Source organism: Pseudomonas sp. LB1P83, from assembly GCF_054897885.1.
The window spans coordinates 1,157,289-1,183,753 of record NZ_CM142709.1 but is presented as its reverse complement, the minus strand read 5'-3'; the positions used below and the strand labels follow the sequence as shown (position 1 = coordinate 1,183,753).

General features: G+C 58.4%; 31 protein-coding genes and 1 tRNA gene. 15 read left to right on the top strand and 17 right to left on the bottom strand.

Going from position 1 to position 26,465, the window contains the following annotated elements; genetic code table 11:
- Positions 1 to 100: 100 nt before the first annotated feature.
- The 6 genes from ACYZTY_RS05335 to ACYZTY_RS05310 all read left to right on the top strand — a co-directional run bounded on the left by ACYZTY_RS05335 (position 101) and on the right by ACYZTY_RS05310 (position 4,143).
- Positions 101 to 985: an alpha/beta fold hydrolase gene (locus ACYZTY_RS05335; RefSeq protein WP_461957601.1), complete on the top strand. Its 885-nt coding sequence runs from the start codon at positions 101 to 103 to the stop codon at positions 983 to 985.
- Positions 986 to 1,166: 181 nt separating this feature from the next.
- Positions 1,167 to 1,240: transfer RNA gene (locus ACYZTY_RS05330), tRNA-Gly, on the top strand.
- 279 nt (positions 1,241 to 1,519) lie between these two features.
- A complete protein-coding gene (locus tag ACYZTY_RS05325; RefSeq protein WP_461957600.1) occupies positions 1,520 to 1,822 on the top strand; it encodes a type II toxin-antitoxin system HigB family toxin in 303 nt (100 codons plus the stop codon).
- On the top strand, positions 1,822 to 2,181 hold the full coding sequence (locus ACYZTY_RS05320) for a helix-turn-helix domain-containing protein (protein WP_461957599.1): 360 nt from the start codon (positions 1,822 to 1,824) through the stop codon (positions 2,179 to 2,181). Before ACYZTY_RS05325 ends, ACYZTY_RS05320 begins: the two co-directional genes overlap by 1 nt.
- A gap of 533 nt (positions 2,182 to 2,714) precedes the next feature.
- Positions 2,715 to 2,984 (top strand): short-chain dehydrogenase, encoded by a 270-nt coding sequence (locus ACYZTY_RS05315; RefSeq protein ID WP_461957598.1) that lies wholly within the window; start codon positions 2,715 to 2,717, stop codon positions 2,982 to 2,984.
- 430 nt (positions 2,985 to 3,414) lie between these two features.
- Positions 3,415 to 4,143 (top strand): class I SAM-dependent methyltransferase, encoded by a 729-nt coding sequence (locus tag ACYZTY_RS05310; protein ID WP_461957597.1) that lies wholly within the window; start codon positions 3,415 to 3,417, stop codon positions 4,141 to 4,143.
- A 261-nt stretch (positions 4,144 to 4,404) separates the two neighbouring features.
- Here the strand turns inward: ACYZTY_RS05310 and tam are convergent, their stop codons facing one another.
- Positions 4,405 to 5,175, bottom strand: coding sequence for a trans-aconitate 2-methyltransferase (tam, locus tag ACYZTY_RS05305; RefSeq protein ID WP_461957596.1), 771 nt, complete (start codon positions 5,173 to 5,175; stop codon positions 4,405 to 4,407).
- Between the two features lie 473 nt (positions 5,176 to 5,648).
- On the opposite strand from tam, the gene ACYZTY_RS05300 reads away from it, so the two are divergent.
- The 3 genes from ACYZTY_RS05300 to ACYZTY_RS05290 all read left to right on the top strand — a co-directional run bounded on the left by ACYZTY_RS05300 (position 5,649) and on the right by ACYZTY_RS05290 (position 7,493).
- Complete coding sequence (locus ACYZTY_RS05300) at positions 5,649 to 6,152, top strand: inclusion body family protein (protein WP_461957595.1); 504 nt, start codon at positions 5,649 to 5,651, stop codon at positions 6,150 to 6,152.
- 123 nt (positions 6,153 to 6,275) lie between these two features.
- Entirely contained in the window at positions 6,276 to 6,815 is a 540-nt protein-coding gene (locus ACYZTY_RS05295) for an AidA/PixA family protein (protein ID WP_461959255.1), read from the top strand.
- 267 nt (positions 6,816 to 7,082) lie between these two features.
- Positions 7,083 to 7,493 carry a low affinity iron permease family protein gene (locus tag ACYZTY_RS05290; protein ID WP_461957594.1) on the top strand — a complete coding sequence of 137 codons (411 nt, stop codon included), beginning with the start codon at positions 7,083 to 7,085 and terminating at the stop codon, positions 7,491 to 7,493.
- A 66-nt stretch (positions 7,494 to 7,559) separates the two neighbouring features.
- Here ACYZTY_RS05290 and ACYZTY_RS05285 read toward each other — a convergent pair whose 3' ends face one another.
- The 8 genes from ACYZTY_RS05285 to ACYZTY_RS05250 all read right to left on the bottom strand — a co-directional run bounded on the left by ACYZTY_RS05285 (position 7,560) and on the right by ACYZTY_RS05250 (position 13,414).
- Positions 7,560 to 8,063, bottom strand: a complete 504-nt coding sequence (locus ACYZTY_RS05285) for a DUF4142 domain-containing protein (protein ID WP_461957593.1) — start codon at positions 8,061 to 8,063, stop codon at positions 7,560 to 7,562.
- 73 nt (positions 8,064 to 8,136) lie between these two features.
- Positions 8,137 to 8,295 (bottom strand): KGG domain-containing protein, encoded by a 159-nt coding sequence (locus ACYZTY_RS05280; RefSeq protein ID WP_010462447.1) that lies wholly within the window; start codon positions 8,293 to 8,295, stop codon positions 8,137 to 8,139.
- A 117-nt stretch (positions 8,296 to 8,412) separates the two neighbouring features.
- A complete protein-coding gene (locus ACYZTY_RS05275) occupies positions 8,413 to 9,762 on the bottom strand; it encodes a sensor domain-containing protein (protein ID WP_461957592.1) in 1,350 nt (449 codons plus the stop codon).
- A gap of 86 nt (positions 9,763 to 9,848) precedes the next feature.
- Positions 9,849 to 10,487: a LysE family translocator gene (locus ACYZTY_RS05270; RefSeq protein WP_461957591.1), complete on the bottom strand. Its 639-nt coding sequence runs from the start codon at positions 10,485 to 10,487 to the stop codon at positions 9,849 to 9,851.
- Positions 10,488 to 10,531: 44 nt separating this feature from the next.
- Entirely contained in the window at positions 10,532 to 10,969 is a 438-nt protein-coding gene (fos, locus tag ACYZTY_RS05265) for a fosfomycin resistance glutathione transferase (protein WP_461957590.1), read from the bottom strand.
- 6 nt (positions 10,970 to 10,975) lie between these two features.
- Positions 10,976 to 11,704: a PA3715 family protein gene (locus tag ACYZTY_RS05260; RefSeq protein WP_461957589.1), complete on the bottom strand. Its 729-nt coding sequence runs from the start codon at positions 11,702 to 11,704 to the stop codon at positions 10,976 to 10,978.
- Positions 11,705 to 11,730: 26 nt separating this feature from the next.
- Positions 11,731 to 12,465, bottom strand: a complete 735-nt coding sequence (locus ACYZTY_RS05255; protein WP_461957588.1) for a PA3715 family protein — start codon at positions 12,463 to 12,465, stop codon at positions 11,731 to 11,733.
- 37 nt (positions 12,466 to 12,502) lie between these two features.
- Positions 12,503 to 13,414, bottom strand: coding sequence for a LysR substrate-binding domain-containing protein (locus tag ACYZTY_RS05250; RefSeq protein ID WP_461957587.1), 912 nt, complete (start codon positions 13,412 to 13,414; stop codon positions 12,503 to 12,505).
- A 77-nt stretch (positions 13,415 to 13,491) separates the two neighbouring features.
- Here ACYZTY_RS05250 and ACYZTY_RS05245 point away from each other — a divergent pair, with 77 nt between their 5' ends.
- A complete protein-coding gene (locus tag ACYZTY_RS05245; protein ID WP_461957586.1) occupies positions 13,492 to 13,980 on the top strand; it encodes a DMT family transporter in 489 nt (162 codons plus the stop codon).
- A 207-nt stretch (positions 13,981 to 14,187) separates the two neighbouring features.
- On the opposite strand, the gene ACYZTY_RS05240 is transcribed toward ACYZTY_RS05245, so the two are convergent.
- The 3 genes from ACYZTY_RS05240 to ACYZTY_RS05230 all read right to left on the bottom strand — a co-directional run bounded on the left by ACYZTY_RS05240 (position 14,188) and on the right by ACYZTY_RS05230 (position 17,434).
- Positions 14,188 to 15,114: a hydroxymethylglutaryl-CoA lyase gene (locus tag ACYZTY_RS05240; RefSeq protein ID WP_461957585.1), complete on the bottom strand. Its 927-nt coding sequence runs from the start codon at positions 15,112 to 15,114 to the stop codon at positions 14,188 to 14,190.
- Positions 15,111 to 16,304 carry a CaiB/BaiF CoA transferase family protein gene (locus ACYZTY_RS05235; protein ID WP_461957584.1) on the bottom strand — a complete coding sequence of 398 codons (1,194 nt, stop codon included), beginning with the start codon at positions 16,302 to 16,304 and terminating at the stop codon, positions 15,111 to 15,113. The genes ACYZTY_RS05240 and ACYZTY_RS05235 overlap by 4 nt, the downstream gene beginning before the upstream one ends.
- Before the next feature lie 221 nt (positions 16,305 to 16,525).
- Positions 16,526 to 17,434 carry a LysR family transcriptional regulator gene (locus tag ACYZTY_RS05230; protein ID WP_461957583.1) on the bottom strand — a complete coding sequence of 303 codons (909 nt, stop codon included), beginning with the start codon at positions 17,432 to 17,434 and terminating at the stop codon, positions 16,526 to 16,528.
- 285 nt (positions 17,435 to 17,719) lie between these two features.
- Between ACYZTY_RS05230 and ACYZTY_RS05225 the strand changes: the two genes are divergently transcribed.
- Positions 17,720 to 18,886 carry a multidrug effflux MFS transporter gene (locus tag ACYZTY_RS05225; RefSeq protein ID WP_461957582.1) on the top strand — a complete coding sequence of 389 codons (1,167 nt, stop codon included), beginning with the start codon at positions 17,720 to 17,722 and terminating at the stop codon, positions 18,884 to 18,886.
- On the opposite strand, the gene yiaY is transcribed toward ACYZTY_RS05225, so the two are convergent.
- Entirely contained in the window at positions 18,883 to 20,031 is a 1,149-nt protein-coding gene (gene yiaY, locus ACYZTY_RS05220) for an L-threonine dehydrogenase (RefSeq protein WP_461957581.1), read from the bottom strand. The two genes, ACYZTY_RS05225 and yiaY, sit on opposite strands and share 4 nt — an antisense overlap.
- Positions 20,032 to 20,186: 155 nt before the next feature.
- On the opposite strand from yiaY, the gene ACYZTY_RS05215 reads away from it, so the two are divergent.
- On the top strand, positions 20,187 to 21,206 hold the full coding sequence (locus ACYZTY_RS05215; RefSeq protein ID WP_461957580.1) for a DUF4917 family protein: 1,020 nt from the start codon (positions 20,187 to 20,189) through the stop codon (positions 21,204 to 21,206).
- A gap of 127 nt (positions 21,207 to 21,333) precedes the next feature.
- Here the strand turns inward: ACYZTY_RS05215 and ACYZTY_RS05210 are convergent, their stop codons facing one another.
- A complete protein-coding gene (locus ACYZTY_RS05210; RefSeq protein WP_461957579.1) occupies positions 21,334 to 21,876 on the bottom strand; it encodes a helix-turn-helix domain-containing protein in 543 nt (180 codons plus the stop codon).
- A gap of 109 nt (positions 21,877 to 21,985) precedes the next feature.
- On the opposite strand from ACYZTY_RS05210, the gene ACYZTY_RS05205 reads away from it, so the two are divergent.
- Both ACYZTY_RS05205 and ACYZTY_RS05200 read left to right on the top strand, forming a co-directional pair.
- Entirely contained in the window at positions 21,986 to 22,768 is a 783-nt protein-coding gene (locus tag ACYZTY_RS05205; protein WP_461957578.1) for an aldolase, read from the top strand.
- Positions 22,769 to 22,797: 29 nt separating this feature from the next.
- On the top strand, positions 22,798 to 23,685 hold the full coding sequence (locus ACYZTY_RS05200; protein WP_461957577.1) for a dihydrodipicolinate synthase family protein: 888 nt from the start codon (positions 22,798 to 22,800) through the stop codon (positions 23,683 to 23,685).
- A gap of 141 nt (positions 23,686 to 23,826) precedes the next feature.
- Here the strand turns inward: ACYZTY_RS05200 and ACYZTY_RS05195 are convergent, their stop codons facing one another.
- From ACYZTY_RS05195 to ACYZTY_RS05185, 3 genes are all read right to left on the bottom strand, one after another.
- Positions 23,827 to 24,171 (bottom strand): YegP family protein, encoded by a 345-nt coding sequence (locus ACYZTY_RS05195; RefSeq protein ID WP_461957576.1) that lies wholly within the window; start codon positions 24,169 to 24,171, stop codon positions 23,827 to 23,829.
- Between the two features lie 158 nt (positions 24,172 to 24,329).
- The gene (locus ACYZTY_RS05190; RefSeq protein WP_461957575.1) at positions 24,330 to 24,635 is read right to left on the bottom strand and encodes a ribbon-helix-helix domain-containing protein; all 306 of its coding nucleotides are present in this window, start codon (positions 24,633 to 24,635) and stop codon (positions 24,330 to 24,332) included.
- 13 nt (positions 24,636 to 24,648) lie between these two features.
- Positions 24,649 to 25,230 (bottom strand): DJ-1/PfpI family protein, encoded by a 582-nt coding sequence (locus ACYZTY_RS05185; protein WP_461957574.1) that lies wholly within the window; start codon positions 25,228 to 25,230, stop codon positions 24,649 to 24,651.
- Between the two features lie 284 nt (positions 25,231 to 25,514).
- Here ACYZTY_RS05185 and ACYZTY_RS05180 point away from each other — a divergent pair, with 284 nt between their 5' ends.
- Positions 25,515 to 26,405, top strand: coding sequence for a DMT family transporter (locus ACYZTY_RS05180; protein WP_461957573.1), 891 nt, complete (start codon positions 25,515 to 25,517; stop codon positions 26,403 to 26,405).
- The last annotated feature ends 60 nt before the right edge of the window (positions 26,406 to 26,465 follow it).

Below are 26,465 nucleotides of genomic sequence, written 5' to 3'. Positions count from 1 at the left end.
GGATCGACATGGGCCTACAAATTCCAGGCGTATGCCTACCTGTCACAAAGCTCGTGCAATCTCATTTGCGCGCATACCCGCTTGCTTGGAGTCTTATGACATGAGGCCAGAAATCGCTGTGCTGGATATACAGGGTCAGTATCGGGTTTACACGGAGTTCTATCGCGCAGACGCCGCAGAGAAGACCATTATCCTGGTCAACGGCTCGATGGCCACGACTGCGTCGTTTGCACAAACCGTAAAAAACCTTCATCCACAGTTCAATGTGGTCTGCTACGACCAGCCCTACGCGGGCAAGTCAAAAGCCCACAACCTGCATGAGAAATTGCTGACCAAGGAAGTCGAAGGGCAGATCCTCCTGGAGCTGATCGACCACTTTGGCGCCGAACACGTGCTGTCGTTTTCCTGGGGTGGCGCCGCGACCCTGGTCGCCCTGGCCCAACAGCCACGGCGCATCGAAAAAGCCGTGATCAGCTCGTTCTCCCCGGAAATCAACGCGCACATGCTCGACTACCTCGAGCGCGGCGTTGACTACCTCGGCAGCCGTGACGGCGACCGGGTCGGCAACCTGGTGAACAGTACCATCGGCAAACACCTGCCGACGCTGTTCAAGCGCTTCAACTACCGCCACGTCAGCAGCCTGGCCGAGCATGAATACGGGCAGATGCACTTTCATATCAGCGACCTGCTCAACAGCGACCGCCAGTGCTTTCTCAAAGCCGCAGAGAAAATCAACGTGCCGGTGCTGTTCATGAACGGCGAATGGGACGAATACACCGCCGCCGATGGCGCCCGGTTGTTCGCCAACCACTTGCAAAACGCCACCTTCAGCACCTTACAGGCCACCGGCCACTTTCTCGACATGGAGCACAAAGCTGCCTGCCGAGACAGCCGCGATGCACTGCTGGGCTTTCTGAAACCGGCGCAACACGCAAGCCGACCGCGTTACCACTACGTCCAGGACCAACATGCACTGGCCATCTGAAACAGCGTCATCGCGAGCAAGCTTCGCCCTACAACGCTAAACGCATTCCTGTAGGAGCGAGGCTTGCCCGCGAACGACCGTTACGCGGTCTGATGTCTTTTTTCACCTGCGCTAAAGCCATCCCGCGCAAAGAAAAACTTCATTTCCACGCGCACATCTGGTACAAAGTCAGCCGCTCTGAGCGGGTGTCGTATAATGGCATTACTCCAGCTTCCCAAGCTGATAACGAGGGTTCGATTCCCTTCACCCGCTCCAATCGAATTTTTGTCTCACGTGGTTTTTTGACGGGGGATGCAGGTAAAGAAAAAACCGGCCTTGATGGCCGGTTTTTTTGTGTCTGGGGTTTATGTTTCAAGGCGGAAACTAGCGTTTTTCTACAAAGTAGGCGTTTTGTTAGCGTTTTTTTTGCCTCAGTAACAGATTTCATCATTGCAAGTCGGTTTCAAGCCCCTTGCGAACCATTGTGGCATCGCACAGGCTCGTTGCATCTCTCCTGAGTGAAGACTACCATCTCCCAAAACGGGAGGATGTGCGGTGCGTGTGATTGCAAAAGGAACCTTGCGGGAATTCTGGGAAAGCAGTCCGGCTTACACTGAAGCCGAAACACCGCTTGTTGAATGGTATCGACATATGGAAAAAGCTATTTATCGCACGCCACAAGAGGTCAAGGCGGAGCTGAGAACGGCGAGCATCCTCAAGGGCGGCAGGGTTGTATTCAACATCGGCGGCAACAAATATCGAGTGATTCTGGCAATCGACTATCTGCGACAGCTTGGTTTCATACGATTCGTCGGCACCCACGCCCAATATGATCAGATCAACGCGGAGACCGTGTAATGGACATTAAACCGATTCGCAGCCAGGAAGATCTGACCGCTGCATTTGCTCGTATAGAGCAACTGTGGGGGGCAGAAATTGGTTCGCCTGAAGGTGATGAGCTGGAAATCCTGGCGCTGCTCATCGAAAAATACGAAGACGAGCATTACCCAATGCCGCCCTCCGATCCGATTGAGGCCATTAAATTTCGTATGGATCAACAAGGCCTGACCCCTCGCGACCTGGAACCCTTTATTGGGACGAGCGGGCGTGTATCCGAAGTGTTGAACCGCAAGCGCAAACTGAGCTTGTCGATGATCAAACGTCTGCACGACGGATTGAGGATTCCTTACGAGAGCTTGCTTGCGGGTGTTGCCTGACGGGTGGCCTCTTAGCCGGCTCCATTCGATTTCAGCCATGGTTCTGACGGGAAAGTTTTGAAGACAAAAAAACCGGTCCTTAGGGGCCGGTTTTTTTGGGGATAAGATTTAGTGGAACGCCGGTTCGCCATCCTGAACGGTCAGTCAACGCCTGCCAATAGCTGTCTACAACCCATTTCACTGGCGGCACGAAAGTGGCCAATTTTTCGAAAAGGCAAGGTCCTACACGACGGTGGGATTTGTCCGTAGACTTGCGCATTGCTGTGCCGTTGTCACGAGGCCTATAGTCCGATCCGCGCCCAAATGGCGTATCGGGTTTGGCGACTCGATGACAACGATTCAGAAGCACTCCGAGCTTTTCCGGAGTTTTTTCTGACTGCACTTTGCTGCGCTTTTTTTGGTAGCTGTGCGTGGGAGACCTCCGGGTCTGCCGGTTTTACCGTTGTCCGGTTCGCCAACCTGCGTACAGCTGCCGCCCTATTGTTTGGCGACGATTGAGTGGTAGGTCTTTCACCTACTAACGGTAATCACTCATGAACGAATATATGGCTTTAACCAGCAATGCCGACGACCTTCCCTCCCTGTTCGTCAACACCACCCAACCACTGCACTCGCTGCTCAGCACCGCCAGTTACAGAATTCGGGCCGTGACGCAGCTTCTTGAAAACCTCGCGATGCGAGGCGACATCACTTCTGACTCGGTGGTCCTCAGCGACTTTGCGTTGCTCTGCTGCGTGCCCTTGCGCGACGGTTGCGATGTGCTGGATGTTATCGCTCGACGCATGGACGCAAAACCGTCCTGACGTGATTTGGGGACGCCTTTCGGGGTGTCCTCAATTTGTAGCAGCTGGCGAAGCCTGCGTTCGGCTGCGCAGCAGTCGTGAAATCGGACAATGTGGTATTTCAGGAAGACCTCGCGCTCAGGTTTTACGACTGCTGCGCAGCCGAACGCAGGCTTCGCCAGCTGCTATGTATTTGTTGCCCCTGCCCATTTCCTTACTGATCGGCAATCCCCTGAATGATCGGTGTACTTTGATATGAGCTCCGCTTACAAATCCACAACGCTCAATCCGTTTCCCCTCCCTGCTCAACCCGTTAGCATCTCCTCCCTATCTTCAACCGCCCTCCCCCCTGCGCGGCCATCAACGAACACGCGCCATCACTCTTCGAGGGAACCCGATCGGCCGCACATCAGGTGCCGCCCGTGAACGATCTCAACAGAGCACCTCGTGCATGACTCAAAACATCTACGACGACCCGGAATTTTTTCAGGGCTACAGCCAAATGGCCCGCTCCATCGGCGGCCTCGACGCTGCACCCGAATGGCCTGCACTCATGGCAATGTTGCCACCCTTGAAAGGCCTGAAGGTCATAGACCTCGGCTGCGGTTATGGCTGGTTCTGCCGCTGGGCCAGTGATCAAAGCGCCGATAACGTGCTCGGTTTGGACGTCTCTGAAAAAATGCTGGAGCAGGCACGTAACACGACGTCGGCTACGAATATTCAATACGCCCGTGCCGATCTGGAACAACTTGACCTACCCAATGCCAGTTTCGACTTGGCATACAGCTCTCTGGCGCTGCACTACATCAAGGATCTCCCAGGACTGTTCGCAAAAATCCACGCAGCCCTTAAACCCGGTTCACGCTTCGTATTTTCAATCGAACATCCAATCTTCATGGCCCCGCGCAATCCAGGCTGGCTGATTGATAGCGAAGGGAACAAGCGCTGGCCGCTGGACAGTTATCAACTGGAAGGCGAACGGGTGACGAACTGGCTGGCCGAAGGCGTGATCAAGCAGCACCGCACTATCGGCACCTTGCTCAATTCACTGATTGACGCAGGTTTCAGTATCCAACAGGTCAACGAATGGGGGCCAACCGATGCTGAGGTGGCCGCACAACCGGCCTTGGCCGAAGAGCGGGAGCGACCGATGATGATGCTGGTCAGCGTTCAGCGCTGAGGACCAGGCCGGGTATTCGTAATTTTTGCGTATGGATTCCCGGAAGTCAGTAAAGAAGCAGTAGTGCTGCGTTGGACCTGACCACAGATACTTTATTGTGCCAGCTCACACATCGCCAAGAGATCAACATGGACAATTCAGAGTTGGGGATCATGATCATTTCGATGATTGGGTTGTTCGGCTTTGCTTCGTTTATTTTTGAGTACTTGAGTGCCAGGCAAAGGGACAGATAACGCACAGCGTGATCCGTCCCTTTCTGCGCTAGCGAGTCGCGACGATAAACAACCGCGGGAATGGCAACAGCACCGAACCATCGCTCAGCGCCGGATACGCCTGCTCGATCGCGGCTTGGTACTGCTTGAGGTATTGCGCCTTTTCCGCGTCATCCAGCGGTTCGAGAAACGGCCGCAAGCCGCTGCCCTTGAACCACTCGACCACCCCGGACGCGCCGCCTGTTAGCGGGTGATGGTAGGTGGTGCGCCACACATCGACTCGCGCACAGTGCGGTCGCAGCATCGAGTAGTAATCACCGGCGCTCGCCATTTCCGTGCGTTGCCCGGCGGCGTCCGCCAACTTGCTGGCCCACGGCCCATCGGCAGCGACTTCGCGCATCAAGCGATGGGACGGCTCGTTGAGATTGTCAGGCATCTGAATGGCCAGACTGCCGCCCTGGGTCAGTCGGGCGGCCAGCGAAGGCAGTAACGTGGCGTGATCGGGCACCCACTGCAACACCGCGTTGGCGAAGATCACATCAAACGGACCCGGTTCGTTCCAGGTATCGATGTCTGCCGTGTCGAATTGCACCTGAGGCAAGCGCTTGCGGGCGGCCTCGATCATATCGGTCGAACTGTCCAGGCCACGCACCGTGGCATTGGCGAAGCGCTCCACCAGCAACTCGGTCGAATTGCCGGGGCCGCAACCGATGTCGATGGCCGAGTGCGCGTCCACCGGCGGAATCGCCGCGAGCAAGTCACGGGCCGGGCGGGTGCGTTCATCTTCAAAAGCGACGTATTGTTTGGCGGACCAACTCATTGCGTTCTCCTGTCGGTACGTTGTTGTGGCCAGTAGCGCACAACCGGTTCGCCAAGATACCCCGACCGGTGCGCCCTGCCCTATCCGACCTATGGCGAAAGATGTTTGTTAACCCGCCTCATCGAGTGAACCCGCAAAATCTGCCCCCTTTTCCACCCATGCTCTTGCCTGGCTCACTTGGAAGTTTTTAATGAGCTGGTTTTTATCGCCAAATCATCGGAAGTCATAACCATATCGACCGTTCGTCGAGCAATCAGCCCATCAATTTTGACAGCCTATGTTTCGCATCTATAGTCCTAATCGCGGCCTGTCGGAAGGAACCCGACTCATCAGTTTGCACGCAGGAGCAAGGCCAATTCATCTCCCGTGATCGGTGGGTTCCGCCCGTAGTGTTTCGCAACGGCCGTAAGGCAAACAAACGTTGTCATGCCTGGAAAGTAGCCAGGCATTCACTATGAAAATGGAGCTTTACTATGTCTCGAGTCACGGACGTGCTTGTTTCAATCGACACTGAAACCATTCTGAAAAACTACCCGAACATCAGCAAAAACCCCAACGCGCCGACGTTGATCGACGTCAATCATGTGTACATGGTGACCAATCAGAACAACGTGGTCAGTGGCCAGGCTGGTGGCGAACTCAATCTGAAAGCTCAGGTGGGCGACCTGATTCGCTGGCGTGAAACCAGCCTGTCGCAGAGCTTCGAGACGGCAGTGATTTTCTACAAGTTCATCGGCAATGTCGGCAACGAATTAATCTCCACCCCTACGCCCCGCAAGGCTAATGCCTGCGTCGCCGTCCCTAACACCAGCAACCCGTCAGTGCCGAGCTGCCAGAAAGTCGATAACCATTACTGGTCTTCGGAAACCCTGTCGTGTGGCAGTGTGACCTACCACTTCCACTTCCTGATCGTGGATCGCGACTGCAAGATCGTAGGCTGCTGTTCGTGGGATCCTTTCATTACCATCCGTAACTGACTAAGGCCGGCCCCTTGGTGACAAGGGGCCTACCCCGTTCGTTGCCGTTTCGGCGAGAACAGGATGTCTTGCATGAACCGAAGCGGCTACCGTTTTGCGTCAACATCATGAAAGGAATCCATGATGACTTCCGAACCGATCAAACCCCCTTCACCCAGTGTCGCGACTGCCAACAATGTGTTGCTGGTGGTTGATGCTGAATCGCTGCTTTCGAAGTATCCAACACCTAGTCTTGAAGCCGAAAATCCGACGGCTATTACCGATGGATTCATCTTCGTCGCCAATGGAACAGACGTTAAAAAAACAGTCATAAATGACAGTAAATTAACATTGACTGCCAGCATCGGAAAAACCTTCCACATTCGCGGTCGAACCGTGAGTCTGATCGCAGAACACAGCGTGGTTTTCTACGACATGGTCGTGGACGATGCCCAAGTGCTATCGCAGCCGAAACTGCTGGTTAAGGGCAACCTTACTGTGCCGGCCCCCAACCTGGAAAACCCGACCCAACCTGGTAGCCATCAAGCCGATGATCACTATTGGGAATGCTCGCAATTGACCCCAGGCGTCGCGGCCTGCGAACTGAGCTTCATGCTGGTTAACCAGCGCTGCGAAGTGATGGGGTATTTCAGCTGGGCGGTTGATGTGAAATTGACGGACTGAACACCAAGTAAACCGAAACGCGATTCGTAGCAGCTGGCGAAGCCTGCGTTCGGTTCGGGCCGCGTTCGGACGTAGCAGTCGTAAAACCTGAGTTCGCGATCTTCCTGAAAATGCGCATGTTCTGATTTTACGACTGCTACGCAGCCGAACGCAGGCTTCGCCAGCTGCTACAAAAGAGCGTCGCGGCCGAATGTATAAAGGTAAGTAGAATTTTCAACACGCCGTCGCTGTCTGAAATCCAGGCGCATCTCTATAAGGAACACGGCAATGAAATTCGCAAAAATCTCGCAGAAACTCGCCCTGTGGGCCGGCAGTCCCAAGACGTTCATGGGGGCTCTGATTCTGATTGCTCTATGGGGAATGAGCGGGCCGATTTTTGATTACAACGACACCTGGCAACTAATCATCAACACGTCGACCACCATCATCACGTTCCTGATGGTGTTCCTGATCCAGAACACGCAGAACCGCGACACCGACATCCTGCACCTGAAAATCGATGAGTTGCTGCGGGTGAACAAAGAGGCGCAGAACGCGATGCTAGGGCTGGAATCGCTGGACCTCAAACAACTCGAGGCGCTGCGTAAACACTATCGCGCCATGGGCGAAAAAGACGTGCATGGCTTGGCGGGGCTGGCGGCTTCGAGCAAGCGTAAACAGGATTTGAATGAGTGCTGAGCACAAACAAAACGGCGCGTGATGTGAATGACGCGCCGTTTGCTTTAAACGTTGTCAAACGCGGTGTTATCGACCGGCTTGAAGCGCCCTGGCCATTTGCAGATGGTTTTGCAATTTTGGCAGTGTCTCTTCAGCGAAGGCTTTGATTTCCGGCACGTCGGTGGTCTGTGCGGTTTGCTGAAGTTGCTCGATGGCTTCCTGGGTAGTTTTCACCTGACTGGCAGCATAGGCCTGGTCAAAAGTCGCACCGTCCTTCACTTCCGGCATTAAGGCCTTGGCCTTGTCGACTACTTCTTCCCGTGGCGCCACTGGCAAATCCAGTTGTTTGGCGATCTTCGCCAAATGCTGGTTGGCGGTCGTACGGTCATTGATGACCACGATGGTGTAGTCCTTGACCTCTTTGGATTCGGTTTTCTGGTGCGCCAGGCGACTGGCTTCGATGTCGGCCATGCCTTTTGCCGACGCATCGTTGATGAATTCGGCGGGCGACTGGGCGAAGGCACTGTTGGCAAACAGGCCCAGCAACGTGACAAAACTGGTAGTTCGTAATCGGGTGGCCATCCGGCTCATGGTCGCGCCCTCCTTCTGAAAAAATTCAAGCGGGAGCTTTCGCCCCCGCCTCTCAATCAAAACTACCTTGCGACTACTTCGACTTCTGACCACCTTTGCGGCCCATATCGGGTTTCGCAGGGTCTTTATCGACAGTCGTGGTGGTAGTTTTCCCACCTTTGCGACCGGCTTCAGACGCCTTCGTTCGATCGTTGGCGAAGTTTCCCGAGTTCGAGTTTCTTGAATTAGGCATGATTCTCTACCTCTTGGTGATGATCGCGGCGAGCAGGAGCCCGCATAGAATCTGAATTTCGATCACCGCAAAGGTTTAGAAAAGTTGAAATCGCCGCGACGAACGGTGGCAGATTTTTCAGGCCCCGAGGCCTTGGTGATGTTGGCGTTTGGCGGCGTACATGGCCTCATCGGCATGCCGGAACAGCTGCGTTTCTTCGGTGCCGTGCTCAGGATAATGCGCGACGCCGATACTCGGCTGGATGTTCACGCTGTGCCCGTCCAGACGCAGGGGTTGCGCCAGGACCAGACGGATTTTTCCCGCCACACGCTCAGCATCTTCCGACGCGTGGATGCTGTGCAACAACACCACGAATTCATCCCCGCCGATGCGTGCCACCGTGTCGGTCTCGCGTACGCAGCCCTTGAGCCGATTGGCGACCGCTTGCAGCAGCATGTCGCCGACTGCGTGACCGTGGGTGTCGTTGACTTCCTTGAAACGGTCGAGGTCGACATACAGCAGCGCCATTCGTCCCGAATTCACGCGGGCCAGCGCCAGCGAGTCTTTGAGCCGGTCGCGCAGCAACTCCCGGTTGGGCAGTTGAGTCAGTTGGTCATATTGGGCCATGCGCTGCAGCCGGGCATGCAATTGCTTGCGCTCGATCGCGGTCGCGACCTGGGCGCAGACGTATTGCAGCAATTCCTTGTCTTGCTCGGTGTAGCGCTCGCCACCCGGTACGCTTTTGACGATCAGCGCGCCGATGGTGCCGTTTTGCGAGTTCAACGGCACACCCAGCCAGCAAGGCGAATCCGGTCCGGCGACCAGCAACTCAAATCCCTCTGGCGGAGTGTCCTGATCCGGGGTCAGCAGAATCGGCCGGCCGCTGCGAATCACTTCGGCGCAGAGGCGCCCGGTGATGGTCCCGGGCTGCTCGGGTTGCAGTTCGTGGTCGTCGACGTGATACGGGAAGTTCAGCTGCGCGCAGTGCTCGTCATACAGCGCCACGGAGAAATTCAGCGCCGGCAGCCATTCGCCGATGATCAAATGGATGCGCTTGAACAACGCCAGCAAATCTTCCGCCGCATGGGCCGCTTCGGAGATCGCATACAACGCCGCTTGCCGGGACTCGGCCTGCTTGCGCTCGGTGATGTCCCGGGCCACGGCAATGCGCAATTGGTCGACTTCAGACCAGCGCGCCGACCACAGGATATGCACCACGCCGCCGTCCTTGCGCAGGTAACGGTTTTCGAAGTTGAGTTTGGGGTCACCGCCCATGATTTCGCGCGCGGCGTCGAGGGTGCGCTGCCGGTCAGCGGGATGCACCAGGTCGATCATCGGCTGGCCGATCAGTTCGTCGGGGGTATAGCCGAAAATACGCTCGCAGGCCGCGCTGACAAAAACGAAGCGACCTTGTTTATCCACTGCACAGACGGCGTCCAGCAAGAGATCGATGTAGCTCGCCAACGGCGCGGAATTTCTGGTTGCCATGGTGCGATGAGCGTGTCCGGACAATGCAGCAATCAAAGAACCCTCCCTGACCGATCAGTAACGCTGACGCATCCGTGCGCTCAACCTCAAGCCTTGTTCGACACCAGCCCCGGTAGTGCATGAGCGAGGGCGTTAATGGCAAAACCGATAAACATCACTCCGCACAACCGGGTGATCGCCAGTTCATGGCGTTGATACAAGGTGCGAACCTGCCGCGCACCGACAATGCCAATGAGGATAGCGTAGGCCATCAGGCCACCGATAAAGCTCAGGACAATCAACCACGGCAGCATTGACCAGTGCAGCAATTCCGCGCGGCTGGACAGCAATGCTGTGAACGTCGCCACCGCCACCGGGTAAGCCTTGGGATTGGTCAGGCCGAACAGAATGCCGTGCCAAAAGGGCTGGCGAGCCGGGCCTTGAGGTGCATCGGCGCTGCTGCGCTTGGCCCGTATGGCGCGTAAACCGAGCCAAAACAGGTACAGCCCGCTGAGCACACCCAACACATCGAACGCCGTGCTGCCGATTTCCCGTGCGCCAACAATGGCGATCAGCGCCGTGCTGCACCAGACCACGTCACCCAGCAAATGCCCGCAGAGAAACCCCGCCCCTGCTCGTCGCCCCCGTGCTGCACCGATCCCGAACACCGCCAATACGCCCGGCCCCGGGGTGATGCCGTAAATAAAACCCGAGGCAAGAACGGCCATTAGCAGCGATGGGGTCATGGGAAGTCCTTTTGAACTGTTTGGTGAATGGGCGCAAGTCTATCTCAGCTCCCGGGAATATCGACTGACTGATCGTCGAAGAACTTCATCCCCGCATACGGCAGCTCGCGACAGGCTGCCAGCCGCGACGCCAGGTCGCCGACGTGGGCTTCGAGTTTGTGGCCGTCCGGGTCGAGGAAATAGAAGGACGCGCCTTCGCTGCGGTTGTCGCGCCATTCTTGTACGTTGGCGGACCGCAGGCGTTCGACGAACACGGGGAAATCCGTTGCGCTGACGGTGAAGGCGTAATGGGTGTAATCGGCGGCGGGGTCAGACTTGCGCAGTGGATCGAGGGAAAGGCATAGCCACAGACCGGGCAGCGAGAGGTAGGCGCCACTGTCCCAAGTGGCTTCGAGGCGAAGTTGCAGCAGACCTTGATAGAACGCCACGCTGCGGTTCAGGTCTGTGACGGCGAGTGTCAGGTGGCTGAGGCCGGTGAGCATGGGCGATTAACCTTTGAGTGCTTCTGGCACGACGTACTTTTTACCGTCGTAGTTCAGGGTAACTCGGGTTGTTTTCAACTTGCTGGACGTATCTTTGCACTCTTCGCCAACCAGGAAGTTTGTGGTCACCGTCACGGTGGAACTGACATTTAGATCTGCAAATCCGTTATGAGTTGTATTGCCGATATCGACGGTTCTTTGTGTTCGTTCGCCCTCTCCTGCGCAGTTGCCGTCCCACTCGCCCCTGCTTGTAGAAATGACTAGCCCTTCCAACACCGGACGTAATGTATCGCCCTCCTTGAGATACAAGGCCAGCTCGATTTTGTGGTACGGGTTTACGCTTGAGCTGTGTTCAAAACTCGAACGAATACCAAAAGCGCGACTGTCGGGCGTCAACTTGTAGCGTGCCGTATCAATAGACAACCCTGCATACGCCACAGCGTCCGAATAATAGGCGTCTTTTTTATGGTAAGTGGCCAGGCGTTTCGAGCTGGGCGAGTGGATGAGCGACAGTTCCAGATCGACGTTTCCGCCATCATTGTTGGCGTCGGCGGAATCCGGTTTGAATGTCGACGAGGCCACAATGGTCTGGTCGTCATACGCCGGCCAGACCTTGCAAATGGTGAACGTTCGCTCGCCGAAGGGCGCTTCTTCGCAACCCGCTTGCGCCTGGCTGACAGCCGTAATCAAGCCGAGTAACGCGAGTGAATTCAGTAGATTCTTTACGGTTAGCATGTTCTTCCCTGATCGGTTCGCAGTATTTACAAGCCCTTGAACCCTTGCGGCAGGACGTAATTTTTACCGTCATATCGAAGTGTTGTCAGCACCGGTTTGGCTGTAATGGTTTTGGATTCACATGCCTCCCCTTCGCCTTTCCCGACTTCGCTGGTGGACACTGTCTTGACGATCAAGTCCGCGTATCCATGTGAACTGGTTGTGCCGATTTCGAGCGTACGGGTGTATTGATAAATCTCGCCGGCGCAATTGCCATCCCATTCACCGCCATACTCATAGGTGATGAGCTTATCCAGGACGGGACGCAACTTGTTGCCCTCCCTTACGTAGAGCGAGAGCAACTTTTCGCTCACGGGATTGAGCCGAGACGTACCATTGAATGTGACGCGCACGCCAAACGCTCTTATGTCGGGGGTGAGTTTGTAACGTGCGGTATCGATCTGCAAATTTTCAAAGACTATGGCATCCGACTCAAAAGCCGATGCCTTGTGATACGTCGCCAAGGGTTTCGAATCGCCAACCGACACTACGGCAAGATCGAGATCATATTTACCCTGAGGGCCATAATCGCTGGCCGAATACCCCGATTCGAACTGCGACAGCGCTGTAATCGTCAGCCCCGGATAGGCCGGCCAGTCTTTGCAAACCGAATAACCGAAATCGCCCGCCAGAAACGGTGATTCACATTCAGCGAACGCCTGCGTCGTCATCACCAACCCGCACAGCGCCGCACCATTCATCCACCCAGACTTCAATGTCATTCCTTGTTCCTTGTGTGCATCAAAAAAATAGATGATTTCAGGCGCGCACTATCCCCTCCCCAATCCGCCCATTCAACCAGTTCAACGCCTGATCCCCGCCCCGCCGCTTGTGCCAGACCAACACAAACGTAAACGACGGAATATGAAATGGCGGCGGAACGACGACCAACGAGCGCTCATCAATCTCGCGCAACCCACGGGAAGCAACGGTCAGAATCAGGTCCGTGCCGCTGATGAACTCCGGGGCAACGCTCCAGTGCGGCAGGCTGATCGCGACGCGACGGCGCTCACGCATCGCAGTCAGGGCTCGCTCGATTTCCGGGGTGCCGCTGCCGCGCATTTCCAGCAGTACGTGCGGGCGCACGAGGTAGGTCGGCAGGTCGAGTACGCCATTGGCAGGCAAGCTGTTGCGGTCCACCAGGCAGGCGTAGTGTTCTTCGAACAGCGGGGTGCTGCGTAGCTCGTTGGGCAGCTCCGGAAAGACCCCAGCCGCAACGTCGATGTCGCCGTTGAGTACCGCGTCGAGCATGCCTTCGCGGCTGGCGTGGCTGATTTGCAGGTCGATGCCCGGCGCTTCCCGGCGCAACGTCCGAACCAGCCCTGGCAGGACGATGGCAGCGCCATAGTCGGACATCGCAAGACGAAACGTGCGTTTGGCCGTGGCCGGGTCGAAGGCGTTCGGCGCCAGCAGCGATTGCACTTGGGCAAGTGCCTCGGCCAAGGGTGCGATCAACTCCAGAGCTCGAGGGGTGGGCACTAACGTGGCGCCCGCGCGTACCAGCAACGGATCGCCAAGCAGATCGCGCAACCGCCCCAAGGCATGACTGACCGCCGGCTGACTCAGGTGCAATCGCTGCGCCGCACGGGTGACGTGTTGCTCGCTGAGCAAGGCGTCAAGGATCACCAGCAAGTTGAGGTCGATACGCCGTAGATCATTCATTCGATGCATGTTCTGCATAGCAATTTGGAATTTAAATCTGCGCGACGAATACTCTAGAGTCCAGCAAAACCTGCTGGAGAATGATCATGAGTACGTTGCATTGGGGCGGGCTGTTGCTGCTGGCCGTGATTGCCGGGGCGGTGGTGCCTTTTCAGAGTGCGATCAACGCCAACCTCACGCGCGGGTTGGGTCATCCGTTGTGGGCGACGCTTGCTTCGTTGCTGGTGAGTATCGTGGTGTTGTTGCCGATTATGTTGGCGATGCGCTTGCCGCTGCCGTCACTGGCGTTCATCACCAGGGCCCCGCTGTGGATGTGGGCGGGTGGTGCGTTTGGGGTGTGTTTTATTTCGTTGGCGCTGATGCTGCTACCCAAGCTTGGGGCGTCGGGGTTTTTTGCTTTGGCGTTGGCGGGACAGGTGGTGGCTTCGCTGGTGCTGGATCACTTCGGGTTGTTTGGGTTGGTGGAGAGGCAGATGACGTTGCCGCGGGTGGTTGGGGCGGTGTTGTTGCTGGCGGGGGTGGTGTTGATTCAGTTCAATGCTGCGCCGGCGAAGGGGTTGGTGACGGCGGGTTGAGGGAGGTCTGGCACTAAGATGCTGACTGTCAGGCCGCCATCGTCGGAACGCCGCCCGGAGCCGGCTCGCTCCTACAGTTGATTGGCGGCATGGCACAGATCAGTGTAGGAGCGAGCCTGCTCGCGATGACTGAGTCATGTCCGACATCTCATTGACTGACCCACCGCTATCGCGAGCAGGCTCACTCCCACAGGGTCTTGTGTGTGGTCAGGAAGGGGTCGGGTGCAAATCGCAATTGCGCCCGGCCTTGGCCAGTTGACCGGGTACTTCGTGGCCCAGCAGCGCCGGTAATCCTCGGGACAACTTCAGCAACAGCGGCAGATCGATGCCGGTAGGAATGCCGATTTCATCACACAGGTTGACCAAATCTTCGGTGCAGATATTGCCCGAAGCGCCCGGCGCGAACGGGCAGCCGCCGAGCCCGCCGAGGGCCGCGTCGAAGCGTCGGGCGCCGGCCTCGTAGGCGGCCAGCACATTGCACAAACCGAGGCCGCGGGTGTTGTGGAAATGCAGGGTCAGATCCGCCGGCGAAACCCGCTGCAAGACCCGTCGCACCAGCCGATCCACCTGCCGCGGATTGGCCATGCCGGTGGTGTCGGCCAACGTGATGCCCTGAATCCCGAGCTCCTGATAGGCCTCGACGATTTGCAGCACGCGATCCTCATCGATCTTGCCTTCGAACGGGCAGCCGAAAGTGGTGGCGATGCTGCCGTTGAGCCGCACCTGCGTGCCACCGACGTATTGCACGATCTCGCCGAATGCCGCCAACGAGGCTTCGCAACGCATGCGCATGTTGGCGAGGTTGTGGGCCTGGCTGGCGGACATCACTAGATTCAGCTCGTCGGCCCGCGTCGCCAGCGCCCGTTGCGCGCCTTTGAGATTGGGGATCAACGCGACGTAAATCACCCCCGGTTGCCGGGCGATACCTTTGAACACCAATTCGCCATCGCGCAGCGCTGGAATGGCCTTGGGCGATACGAACGAGCCGGCCTCGATACGGCTGAAACCCGCCAGCGACAGCTGATCGATCAGCGCAATCTTGTCGACGGTTTCGACCCAGGTCGGCTCGATCTGCAAGCCGTCGCGGGGGGAGACTTCCTGAACGATCAGTGTCTCGGAAAAATCAGTGATCATTGCACCACCCCTTCAGCTTTCAGCCGTTCGATGTCCAGCGCCGTAAGGCCCAGCCCTGCGAGGATACCGTCGGTGTGCTGGCCCAATGTCGGCCCGGACCAGTTCACGCCGCCGGGGGTTTCGGACATTTTCGGCACAATGCCGGGCATCTTCACCGTGGCGCCACCCGGCAGGTCGGCGCTGAGCAGCATGTCCCGCGCCTGATAGTGCGGATCGGCGACGATGTCGGCGACGGAATAGATGCGTCCGGCAGGGACTTCGGCGGCTTCCAGCGCAGACAGCACGTCGTCGATCGGCAGGCTGCTGGTCCAATGAGTGATAGCCGCATCGAGCACGTTACTTTTCAATGCACGACCATCGTTGTGCGCAAACTCCGGCGCTTCGGCCAGGTCGCGACGACCGACCACTTCCATCAGACGCTTGTAGATCGGGTCACTGTTGCCGGCGATCACCACGTAGGCGCCGTCGGCCGTCAGGTAGGTGTTGGACGGTGCGATGCCGGGCAAGGCGCCGCCGCTGCGCTCACGCACATGGCCGAGCATGTCGTATTCCGGCACCAGGCTTTCCATGACGTTGAACACGCTTTCGGCCAGCGACACATCAACCACTTGCCCGCCACCCTGCCCGGTCTTGACCCGCAGCAACGACATCAAGGCACCGATCACCGCGTGCAAGGACGCCAGGGAATCGCCGAGGCTGACACCGACCCGTGCGGGTGGCGAACCGGGGGTGCCGGTGGTGTAGCGGATCCCGCCCATGGCCTCGCCGATGGCACCGAAACCCGGACGATCGCGGTAAGGGCCTGTCTGGCCGTAACCGGAAATGCGTACCAGCGTCAGGTTGGGGTTGAGGGCGTGCAACACGTCCCAACCCAGGCCGAGTTTTTCCAAAGCGCCTGGCCGCAGGTTCTCGATCAGCACGTCGGCGCTGGTCGCCAATTGCTTGACCAGTTCAATGCCTTCGGCGGATTTGAGGTTGAGCGCCAGGGACTTCTTGTTGCGCGATTGCAGGTACCACCACAGCGAGGTGCCTTCGTGCAATTTGCGCCACTTGCGCAGCGGGTCGCCCTGGCCCATGGCTTCGATCTTGATCACTTCGGCGCCGAACTCGGCGAGCATGCGCGCAGCGAACGGCGCGGCGATCAACGTGCCGATCTCGATCACTTTGATTGCACTCAAGGGGGCAGTCATCGCGGGGGTACCTCTTGTTGTTCTTGGAATATGAGCCAAGGCTAGAGGACCTGGGGGCGATGAATCCAACCTTCAGTTGGCAACGTTCGTTCGCGAAACGCGAACGCTCGTGATCGACGTTAAACTGCTTTCGCGGGCAAGCCTCGCTCCTACGGGTTATGCGCTACTCCTGTAGGAGCGAGGCTTGCCCGCGAAGAGGCCAGCACATCCCATGAGATCTTTCAGGCCGGCCCACGCAACTGCTCAAACAACATCCGGCTCACCGGCGACAGCGCCGCTTCATCACGCACGACCAGAATGAGCGCCCGATCCGACCAGTCATCCGTCAACGGCACCGCCTGCAAACCCAACGCCCGGCCAAACAGTTCATAAGCCTTTTGCGGCAGGATGCCGATGCCCATGTTGGCCTGAACCATCCGGCACATCGCATCAAAACCCGGCACATGAATCCGCAACCGCAGCACCTTGCCCGCCTTGCGCGCAGCCGCGTGGGTGCGCATATTGATCGAACTGGCGGAATGCAGACCGACGTAATCGCTGTCCAGCGTATCGGCGAACGCCAGGCTGGAACGACTCGCCAACGGATGATCAGGCAGCATCAACACCACCAGTTTGTCCTGGCGATAAAGCACGCTATGCAGTCCTTTGACGTCGCTGTCACTGGAACAGATCCCAAGGTCCGCCACACCGTCCAGCACCCCCTGAATCACTCCACTGCTGGGACGTTCTTCGAGGTCGGTCTTGACCTGGGGATGACGCTCGGAAAAATCCCGAAGGTCTTCGGGCAGAAACTGAATGATCGCCGACAAGTTGGCGAGCATCCGCACATAGCCACGAATTCCATGGCTGTGCTCGCCCAGTTCGAGGCCCATTTTCTCGACGTTGAACAACATCTGTCGGGCATGGTGCAGTAGGGTTTCGCCAGCCGGGGTCAGGGTCATGCCTTTGGCCTGGCGCACGAACAGACTGATCCCCAGCGCTTCTTCCAACTCCATCAGCCGCTTGCTGGCCGCTGACACCGCAATCGCTTCGCGGGTCGCGGCACGGGTCAGGGTGCCTTCTTCGTGGACGGCGACAAACAGCTGGAGGGTGATCAGGTCGAGGCGGCGGATGAGGCTTTTTTGCAGCATGGAGGGCTCGATGACTTCAGGTCGGCTGAGTCGGCAGGATAGCCCGGTTTTGGCCCACAACATCACACGTCATCGCCCTACACATAAATCTCTTGTGACGCTCAACCGTGCCGGAAACGGCCGATTCAATACCTGAGCCGTACTCTGTAAAGTCTCGCCAACTATCAAAAAACCATCTCGCTGACTTATTAAGTCTGGGAGACCGCTGAAAAAAATCGCGCGACTTGATGTAGCTTTACGCACCCACGGCGGGGACGTCGGTTTCTGAAACCCAAGGAAGACTCAATGAAGAGCAGCACGACCCTCCTCGTCACCTGCAGCACGGTGTTTCTCGCCCAACTGGGCATGAGCATTTACCTGCCGGCGCTGCCAAACATTGCCCGGGATCTGTCCACCGATGCCTCGCAGGTGTCCTGGGGCTTGGCGGTGTACCTGATCGGCATGGCGTTGCCGATGTTGTTCTGGGGCAGCCTGGGTCAGCGCATTGGCCGAAAACCGGTGTTGCTCGCCGCACTCGGCATCTACGGGTTGGGTAACCTGGCCCTGCCCTTCGGTCAGACGCTTGAATCGTTCCTGTTGTGGCGACTGGTTCAGGGGATTGGCGCCAGCGGGATTTCGGTGATGGCGCGGGTGCTGATCCGCGACAGTTTCCGCGGTGACCTGCTGGCCAAGGCGCTGTCCTGGATATCGATTTCCTTTGTGGTGGCGCTGGGCATCGGCCAGTATCTGGGGTCGATCATTCAGGTGGCGATGGGTTGGTCGGCGATTTTCTATCTGTTGGGTGGCGTGAGCCTGTTGATGGCGCTGGTCGTGGCGCGTGTCAGGTTTCCGGTGTTGGCTGAGGACAATGTTCTGTCGTCCGCCTGGCCCAGCTATTGGCGCATTTTGCGTGATCGCGCCTTCCTGCTGCCGGCACTCGCCGGCGGCCTCGGTTATGGGGTAATCATTGCGTTCAACACCGCAGCGCCGCTGATTCTGCAAGGCCCCTTCAACTGGTCGGCCGTGGAATACGGCCTGTTGGGCTGGCCGATCAGCGCGGCCTATTTTCTGGGCGCATTGGGGGTCAATGCCTTCGTGCTTCGCACCGGTCAACGCCGGCTAATGACGGCGGGCGTGGGGCTGGTGCTGGCGGGCAGCGCGGTGATGTTGCTGGGCAGTCTCGTGGGCACATCCGTTGCGCTGCTGTTCTGGTTGCCCTACTGCTTTGCGGTGTTCGGGCAGTCGTTGAACTACCCGATCAGCCTTTCCCTGGCCAATGACGGATCGCCGGTCGGCGGGGCTTATGCGATGGCGTTGAGCGGATTCATTCACCAACTGATGGCCGCCGTCATCGGCGCGATTGCCAGCCTGATTGCAAGCCAGCAGGCATGGCCGCTGTCCCTGTTTTGCACCTTGCTGGCCTTGGGCGCGGTGCTGTGCGTGATGCTCGCGCCCAACCGTCAAACCGATTAGAACGCGTTGCGGAAAATCTCCTCGATCTGACGCTGATCCGCCACCCGTGGATTGGTCAGACCGCAGGCGTCTTTCAGCGCATTGATGGCGAGTGTGGGGATGTCGTTGAGCTTGGCGCCGAGTTCACGCAAACCGGCGGGGATTTCCACATCTCTGGACAGGCTGCGGATCGCGACGATGGCTGCCTGAGCCCCCTCTTCCGGGCTGACACCACGGGTATCGGCGCCCATCGCGTGGGCCACATCCGTCAGGCGCGAGGCGCAAACCAGCGCATTGAAACTTTGCACGTGGGGCAGCAACACCGCGTTGCACACCCCATGAGGCAAGTCGTAGAACCCGCCCAATTGGTGAGCCATGGCATGGACATACCCCAGGGAGGCGTTATTGAACGCCATGCCGGCGAGGAACTGTGCGTAGGCCATGTTCTCCCGTGCGGCCATGTCGCTGCCGTCGCGCACGGCCAGGCGCAGGTTGTTGCTGATCAGCGTAATCGCCTTCAGTGCGCAAGCATCGGTGATCGGGTTGGCTGCGGTGGAGACGTAGGCTTCGATGGCGTGGGTCAGTGCGTCCATCCCAGTGGCAGCGGTCAGGCCCTTGGGCATGGCGACCATCAGCGCCGGATCGTTGACCGACAAGAGCGGCGTGACGTTGCGGTCGACGATGGCCATTTTCACGTGGCGCGATTCGTCGGTGATGATGCAAAAACGGGTCATCTCGCTGGCCGTGCCGGCGGTGGTGTTGATCGCGATCAACGGCAGTTGCGGCTGGGTGGAGCGGTCGACGCCTTCGTAATCGCGGATCTGCCCGCCGTTGGTCGCACATAACGCGATGCCTTTGGCGCAGTCATGGGGCGAGCCGCCACCGAGGGACACCACGAAATCGCAGAGACTTTCCTTGAGCAGGCCCAGGCCGAGCTCGACGTTGGCGATGCTCGGGTTCGGTTTGGCGCCGTCGAAGATCACCGAGTCGATGTCCTGCATCGCCAGTTTCTCGGCAATCATCTTCGCCACGCCGGCCTTGGCCAGCCCGGCGTCGGTGACGATCAGCGCCTTGCGAAAGCCGTACTTGCCAATGGCGTCCATGGCTTCGTCCAGGCAATCGTTGCCCATGATGTTCACGGCGGGAATGAAAAACGTGCTGCTCATGAGCGACTCTCCTGGCTGGGCCGAATCGGCGACGCCGATCCAGCGGATGCTCACAGGATCGACCCATCGCTTGCACAGTAACTTGATCTGGCTCAAGTCTCGGTCGTGATAAAGTCGCCGCCCATCAGACCCCTTGCTTTGAGACTTTGACCGCAATGACCGATTTCCAGGATGTTGATGCCCAACTTGAAGACTGGAACGCCTTGCGCGCCACCGCCTCGTTCAGCGGTTTGCTGGTGGGCAACGGCGCCAGCCGCGCGGTATGGGACGACTTCGGCTATGACTCGCTGTTCGAAAACGCCCGCACCGTTGAAGAAAAGCCCCTGAGCCAGTCCGAGCTGAGCGTGTTCGATGCCATGCAGACGCGCAGTTTCGAGCAGGTGCTGAGCGCGCTGAAAACCACCAGCCGGGTCAACAAGGCCCTGGCCGTAAGCTCCGCCGCGCCGCGCAATCGTTACTACGCGATCAAGGAAGCGCTGATCAACACGGTTCACGCAGTCCACATCCCATGGCGACTGGTCGTGCCTGCGACCCTGGCGACCATCAGTCAGGAGTTGGGTAGCTATCGAACGGTGTTCACCACCAATTACGACTTGTTGAATTACTGGGCGATTCAGCATCAGCCGGATGCGATCACCGATCTGTTCCAGGGTACTGAACCGGGTTTTGATTTGAGCGCCACAGCGACTGATAAAACCCGAATGCTGTATCTGCACGGTGGGCTGCACCTGGTGCGCAATCAGGACGGCACGGCGCGTAAATTGATGTCGACCGAAGGCACGTTGCTGGGCAGTTTTGCGATCAACAATACGATCAAGACGCTGGATGACGTGCCGCTGTTTGTTAACGAAGGGCCGAGCGCGGACAAGCTCAAGACCATTCGCAGTTCGGATTACTTGTCGTTTTGCTACGACCAATTATTGAGCCATGGCGATGGGTTGTGCCTGTTTGGTCATGCGCTGGGCGAGCAGGACAGCCACATTATCCATGCGTTGCGCCAGGCGAAACCCAAGGTGGTGGCGATCTCGATTTATCCGCGCAGCAAGGCGTTTATCCAGCACCAGAAGCGGCATTACGCGAAGGTGTTTGAGGGGACGGGGTCGGAGTTGCGGTTTTTTGATTCGAAGACGCACCGGTTGGGTAGTCCGAAGCTGACAGTTCCAGTCGAGGTTTAGCGGCGAATCGGCTGACGCTATCGCGAGCAGGCTCACTCCCACAGGGGTTGAGGTGCCCACAAAACGTGTGAACGCTGCTAATCCCTGTAGGAGTGAGCCTGCTCGCGATGGCGTCAGTCCAGTCGACTCAATCCTCAGCGCTATGCACCACCACCAGCAACTGCGCCTGAACCTCCCCCACCGACCGAATCCGGTGCGGTTTCTGCGCATTGAAGTGCAGCGCGTCCCCGCGATTGAGCAGCACGCGCTCGTTCATGAAGTCCACTTCCACCTGCCCTTCGTGCACGAACAGAAACTCTTCCCCCAGATGTTCCTTGAAGGTTTTGTCGGCGAATTCGTTCGGCGGATAAATCATGAACGGCAGCAGGCTGCGCTCGCTGACCTGATGGGCCAGCACCGCGTAGCCGGGGCTTTCATCGTTGGCCGCCAGGGACTGGCGTTCGCCGCTGCGCACCAGGCTGTAGCTGTCGAGGCTGATGTTGTCTTCCGAGAACAACTCCTCGACCTTCACGTTCAGCGCCTTGGCCAGTTTCAGGGCGGCAGCGATCGACGGGGTATTCAGCCCGCGCTCGACTTTCGACAGATAACTCTTGGTCATGCCGGATTTTTCGGCCAAGGCCTCCAGCGTCACGCCAAGTTTTTTTCTAAGTAATTTCAAACGGATAGACATGAAGAACGATTAATCCATCAAGGAGGCGACGATTTGTCCTTGCCAATGACACAATGTGTCATATAGCCTCTTTAGTGTCATTTGCATGAAACCACCCAAGGACACCGATATGGCCAAGACCTTAGCACTACCCAAAGAGCAACTGGTCAAGCAAGCGTTGACCCAGATGCAAAACACCCTGGCGGATAATACGTGGACCGACCGGCAAAAGCTGGCCCTGACCTGCCGGATTCTGTTCGAGAATGGTCACGACTCCGGCCTTGCCGGGCAAATCACCGCCCGCGGCCCTCAGCCTGGCACCTATTACACTCAACAACTGGGCCTGGGTTTCGACGAGATCACCGCGAGCAATCTGCTGCTGGTCAACGAAGACCTGGAAGTGCTCGAAGGTCACGGCATGCCCAACCCGGCCAACCGTTTTCACAGTTGGGTATACCGCGCCCGGCCCGACGTGAACTGCATCATTCACACGCACCCGACGCACGTCGCGGCGCTGTCGATGCTCGAAGTGCCGCTGCAGATTTCCCACATGGACCTCTGCCCGCTCTACGACGACTGCGCGTTTCTCGAAGGCTGGCCGGGTGTGCCGGTGGGTAACGAAGAAGGCGAACTGATCGCCAGCGCACTGGGCGACAAACGGGCGATTCTGCTTTCGCACCACGGCCAGTTGTCCACCGGCACCACCATCGAAGAAGCCTGTGTCATCGCTCAATTGATCGAGCGCGCCGCGAAGCTGCAACTGCTGGCGATGAGTGCCGGGACGATCAAGCCGATCCTGCCGGAACTGGGCCGCGAAGCCCACGACTGGATCTCGAAACCCAAGCGCCACGGCGCCGCGTTCAACTACTACGCCCGGCAGAACCTGCGTCAACACGCCGATTGCCTGAACTGAACCCACCCATTTTCTAAAGGAGAGACGACATGTCGACCCCAACCATTCACGGCATCATCGGCTACACCATCACCCCGTTCACCGCCAATGGCGAAGGCGTTGATCTCGACGCGCTCGGGCGCTCCATCGACCGTTTGATCGACGGCGGCGTCCACGCCATCGCACCGCTGGGCAGCACCGGTGAAGGCGCTTACCTGAGCGATGCGGAGTGGGACCAGGTCAGCGAATTCAGTATCAAGCACGTGGCCAAACGCGTGCCAACCATCGTCAGCGTGTCCGACCTGACCACGGCCAAAGCCGTGCGCCGCGCGCGTTTCGCCGAAGCCCACGGGGCTGATGTGGTGATGGTGCTGCCGACGTCCTACTGGAAACTCAGCGAAGCGGAAATCCTCGCCCACTACCGCGCCATCGGCGAGAGCATCGGCGTGCCGATCATGCTCTACAACAACCCGGCCACCAGCGGCACCGACATGTCGGTGGACCTGATCCTGCGGATCGTCAATGCCGTGGAGAACGTGACAATGGTCAAGGAGAGCACCGGCGACATCCAGCGCATGCACACACTGCAACTGCGGGGCGAAGGCCAGGTGCCGTTCTACAACGGCTGCAATCCGCTGGCGCTGGAAGCCTTTGCCGCCGGTGCGAAAGGCTGGTGCACGGCCGCGCCGAACCTGATCCCGCAGCTCAATCTCGATCTGTATGCAGCGGTATTGGCCAACGACCTGGGCAAGGCGCGTGAACTGTTCTATCGCCAGTTGCCGCTGCTGGACTTCATCCTCAAGGGCGGCTTGCCGGCGACGATCAAGGCGGGCTTGCGTGCGACCGGGCTGGAGGTTGGTGATCCGCGGTTGCCGGTGTTTCCGCTGGGTGAGGCTGGCGTCGGTCAGTTACAGACCTTGCTGAAAGCATTGCGCTGATCTCAAGCCACACACCCCCCCTGTAGGAGCGAGCCTGCTCGCGATGGCGGTCGAATAGCCAACATTGATGTTGGATGTTATGGCCTCATCGCGAGCAGGCTCGCTCCTACAGGGGATTTGTGTTGGTCTTGAAGGGTGTGATCAGAGCACGGGCAAGGTCTTGTCCTTGATCACGGTGGTCGGCCCATTGGCCTTGACGCTGGCGATGCCTTTATCCATCGCGCCAGCGGAAGAATAGGTCTCGCTGCTGCCGATAATCTCGTGGTTACCAGCCTTGAGATTGAAGTAAGGATGGCCATCCTTGGTGGTTTTCTTTTCGTAGCGCTCATCCAGCGGGCTGTTCTTCTGCACCGAAGCAATGCCGTTGTCGGCAGCGCCGCGAGTGGTGTACAGCTCGCTGGTCAGAATGGTTTCGGCGTTGGCGGCTTTCAGCACAAACCTGAACTGACCATTGCTGCCTTTGCTCACTTCGTACCATCCGGACATGCTCGTTCTCCTTGGCAATTGAGAGGTTTTGCGCTTCAGAGTAAAGACCAGCCTGGGGTATCTGTCGCCTGCACCGGCCCTTTCGCGGGCAAGCCTCGCTCCTACAGAAGCGCTACCGACCCTGTAGGAGCGAGGCTTGCCCGCGAAAGCGGTAGACGCTATTTCACCCCCGCCCGCACCACCGACAACTCCGGCACCTGCACCCGTCGCTGACTCAAATACCGCGTACAACTGACACGCAAAAACGAGGCGAAATTCACCACCTCGCCACGGTAGTCCATCACCTCTTCATACAGCTTGGCGATCAACTGGTTGGTGGTCATGCCGTCGACCCCGGCGATTTCGCTAAGGATGTCCCAGAACTGATTCTCCAGCCGCAGGGTGGTGACCACCCCGCAGATGCGCAGCGAGCGGGAGCGCGATTCGTAGAGAATCGGATCGGCTTTGACGTAGAGCTCGCACATGAAAAGTCCCTCGTTACAGCGTGATTTTGGTGCCCAGCAACCCGAGGAAACCGGCGAGCCAGCTCGGGTGCGCCGGCCAGGCGGGCGCAGTGGCCAGATTGCCTTGTACGTGACCTTCCGTCACCGGGATATCGATGAACGTACCGCCCGCCAGACGCACTTCCGGGGCACAGGCCGGGTAGGCGCTGCACTCGCGACCTTCGAGAATCCCCGCTGCCGCCAGCAATTGCGCACCGTGACACACGGCGGCGATCGGCTTGCCGGCCTTGTCGAATGCACGCACCAGCTCCAGGACTTTTTCGTTCAGGCGCAGGTATTCCGGCGCACGACCGCCCGGGATCAGCAGCGCGTCGTACTCGGCTTCAGCGACCTTGGCGAAATCGAAATTCAGGGCGAACAGGTGGCCGGGTTTTTCGCTGTAGGTCTGGTCGCCTTCGAAGTCGTGGATCGCCGTGCGCACGGTCTGGCCGGCGGATTTGTCCGGGCAAACGGCGTGAACCGTGTGACCGACCATCAGCAGCGCCTGGAAAGGCACCATCACTTCGTAGTCTTCGACGTAATCGCCGACCAGCATCAGGATTTTCTTGGCAGCCATGGGGAGGACTCCTCTGGGAAATACTTAGGAGTATTCAAGGTAGTCCTTATCCGCGGGGTCGGGTAATAACCAGCTACTACCGCGTCATCGTTCTTCGCGGGCAAGTCGGATCGCCGCACCGCTCGCTCCTACAGGTATTGCGGTGCCCTTGTAGGAGCGAGGCTTGCCCGCGAAGGCGATTTCGAACTGTACGGATAACTCTGCGCCTAGCTGTAACAGCGCGATCCCCGCGCTTTATGGCTAGATGAAGGTCTTCCCGCCACCCTCGGTTCTGGTCCCCCACCATGTCCTCGCGCGAAAACACCGGCATGGCCCTCGGCCTGCTGGGCGTTGTGATCTTCAGCCTCACCCTGCCCTTCACACGGATCGTCGTGCAGGAACTCCACCCGCTGCTCAACGGTTTAGGCCGGGCGCTGTTTGCGGCAGTTCCGGCGGCGATGCTGTTGCTGTGGCGGCGGGAAAAATGGCCGACCTGGAAGCAGGTCAAAGGCCTGACGCTGGTGATCGCGGGGGTGATCCTCGGCTTCCCGGTGTTGTCGGCCTGGGCGATGCAAACCTTGCCGGCGTCTCACGGCGCACTGGTCAATGGATTACAGCCGTTGTGCGTGGCACTGTACGCCGCGTGGTTGTCCCATGAACGACCGTCGAAAGCCTTCTGGGCCTGTGCCGCGTTGGGCAGTGCGCTGGTGCTGGGTTATGCGCTGATCAGCGGTGCCGGCAGCATTCAGGCCGGTGACTTGCTGATGCTCGGGGCGATTGCCGTGGGCGGTCTGGGTTATGCCGAGGGCGGCCGGTTGGCCAAGGAGATGGGCGGCTGGCAGGTGATCTGCTGGGCGCTGGTGCTGTCGACGCCGTTGTTGATCGGGCCGGTGGTGTATTTGGCGCTGCAACACCAGGGCGAGATTTCGGCCAAGACCTGGTGGGCATTTGGTTATGTTTCGCTGTTTTCGCAGTTCATCGGGTTCTTTGCCTGGTACGCCGGGTTGGCGATGGGCGGCATTGCCCGGGTCAGTCAGATCCAGTTGCTGCAGATCTTCTTTACCATGGCCTTTTCAGCGTTGTTCTTCGGTGAACACATCGAGCCGATCACCTGGCTGTTTGCCGCCGGGGTGATCGTGACCGTGATGCTCGGACGCAAGACCGCGATCAAACCAGCACGCATTGCCACCGCATGATCCTGGCCAAACACGAACGCATTGCCACCGCATGACTCTGTAGGAGCCGGCTTGCTGGCG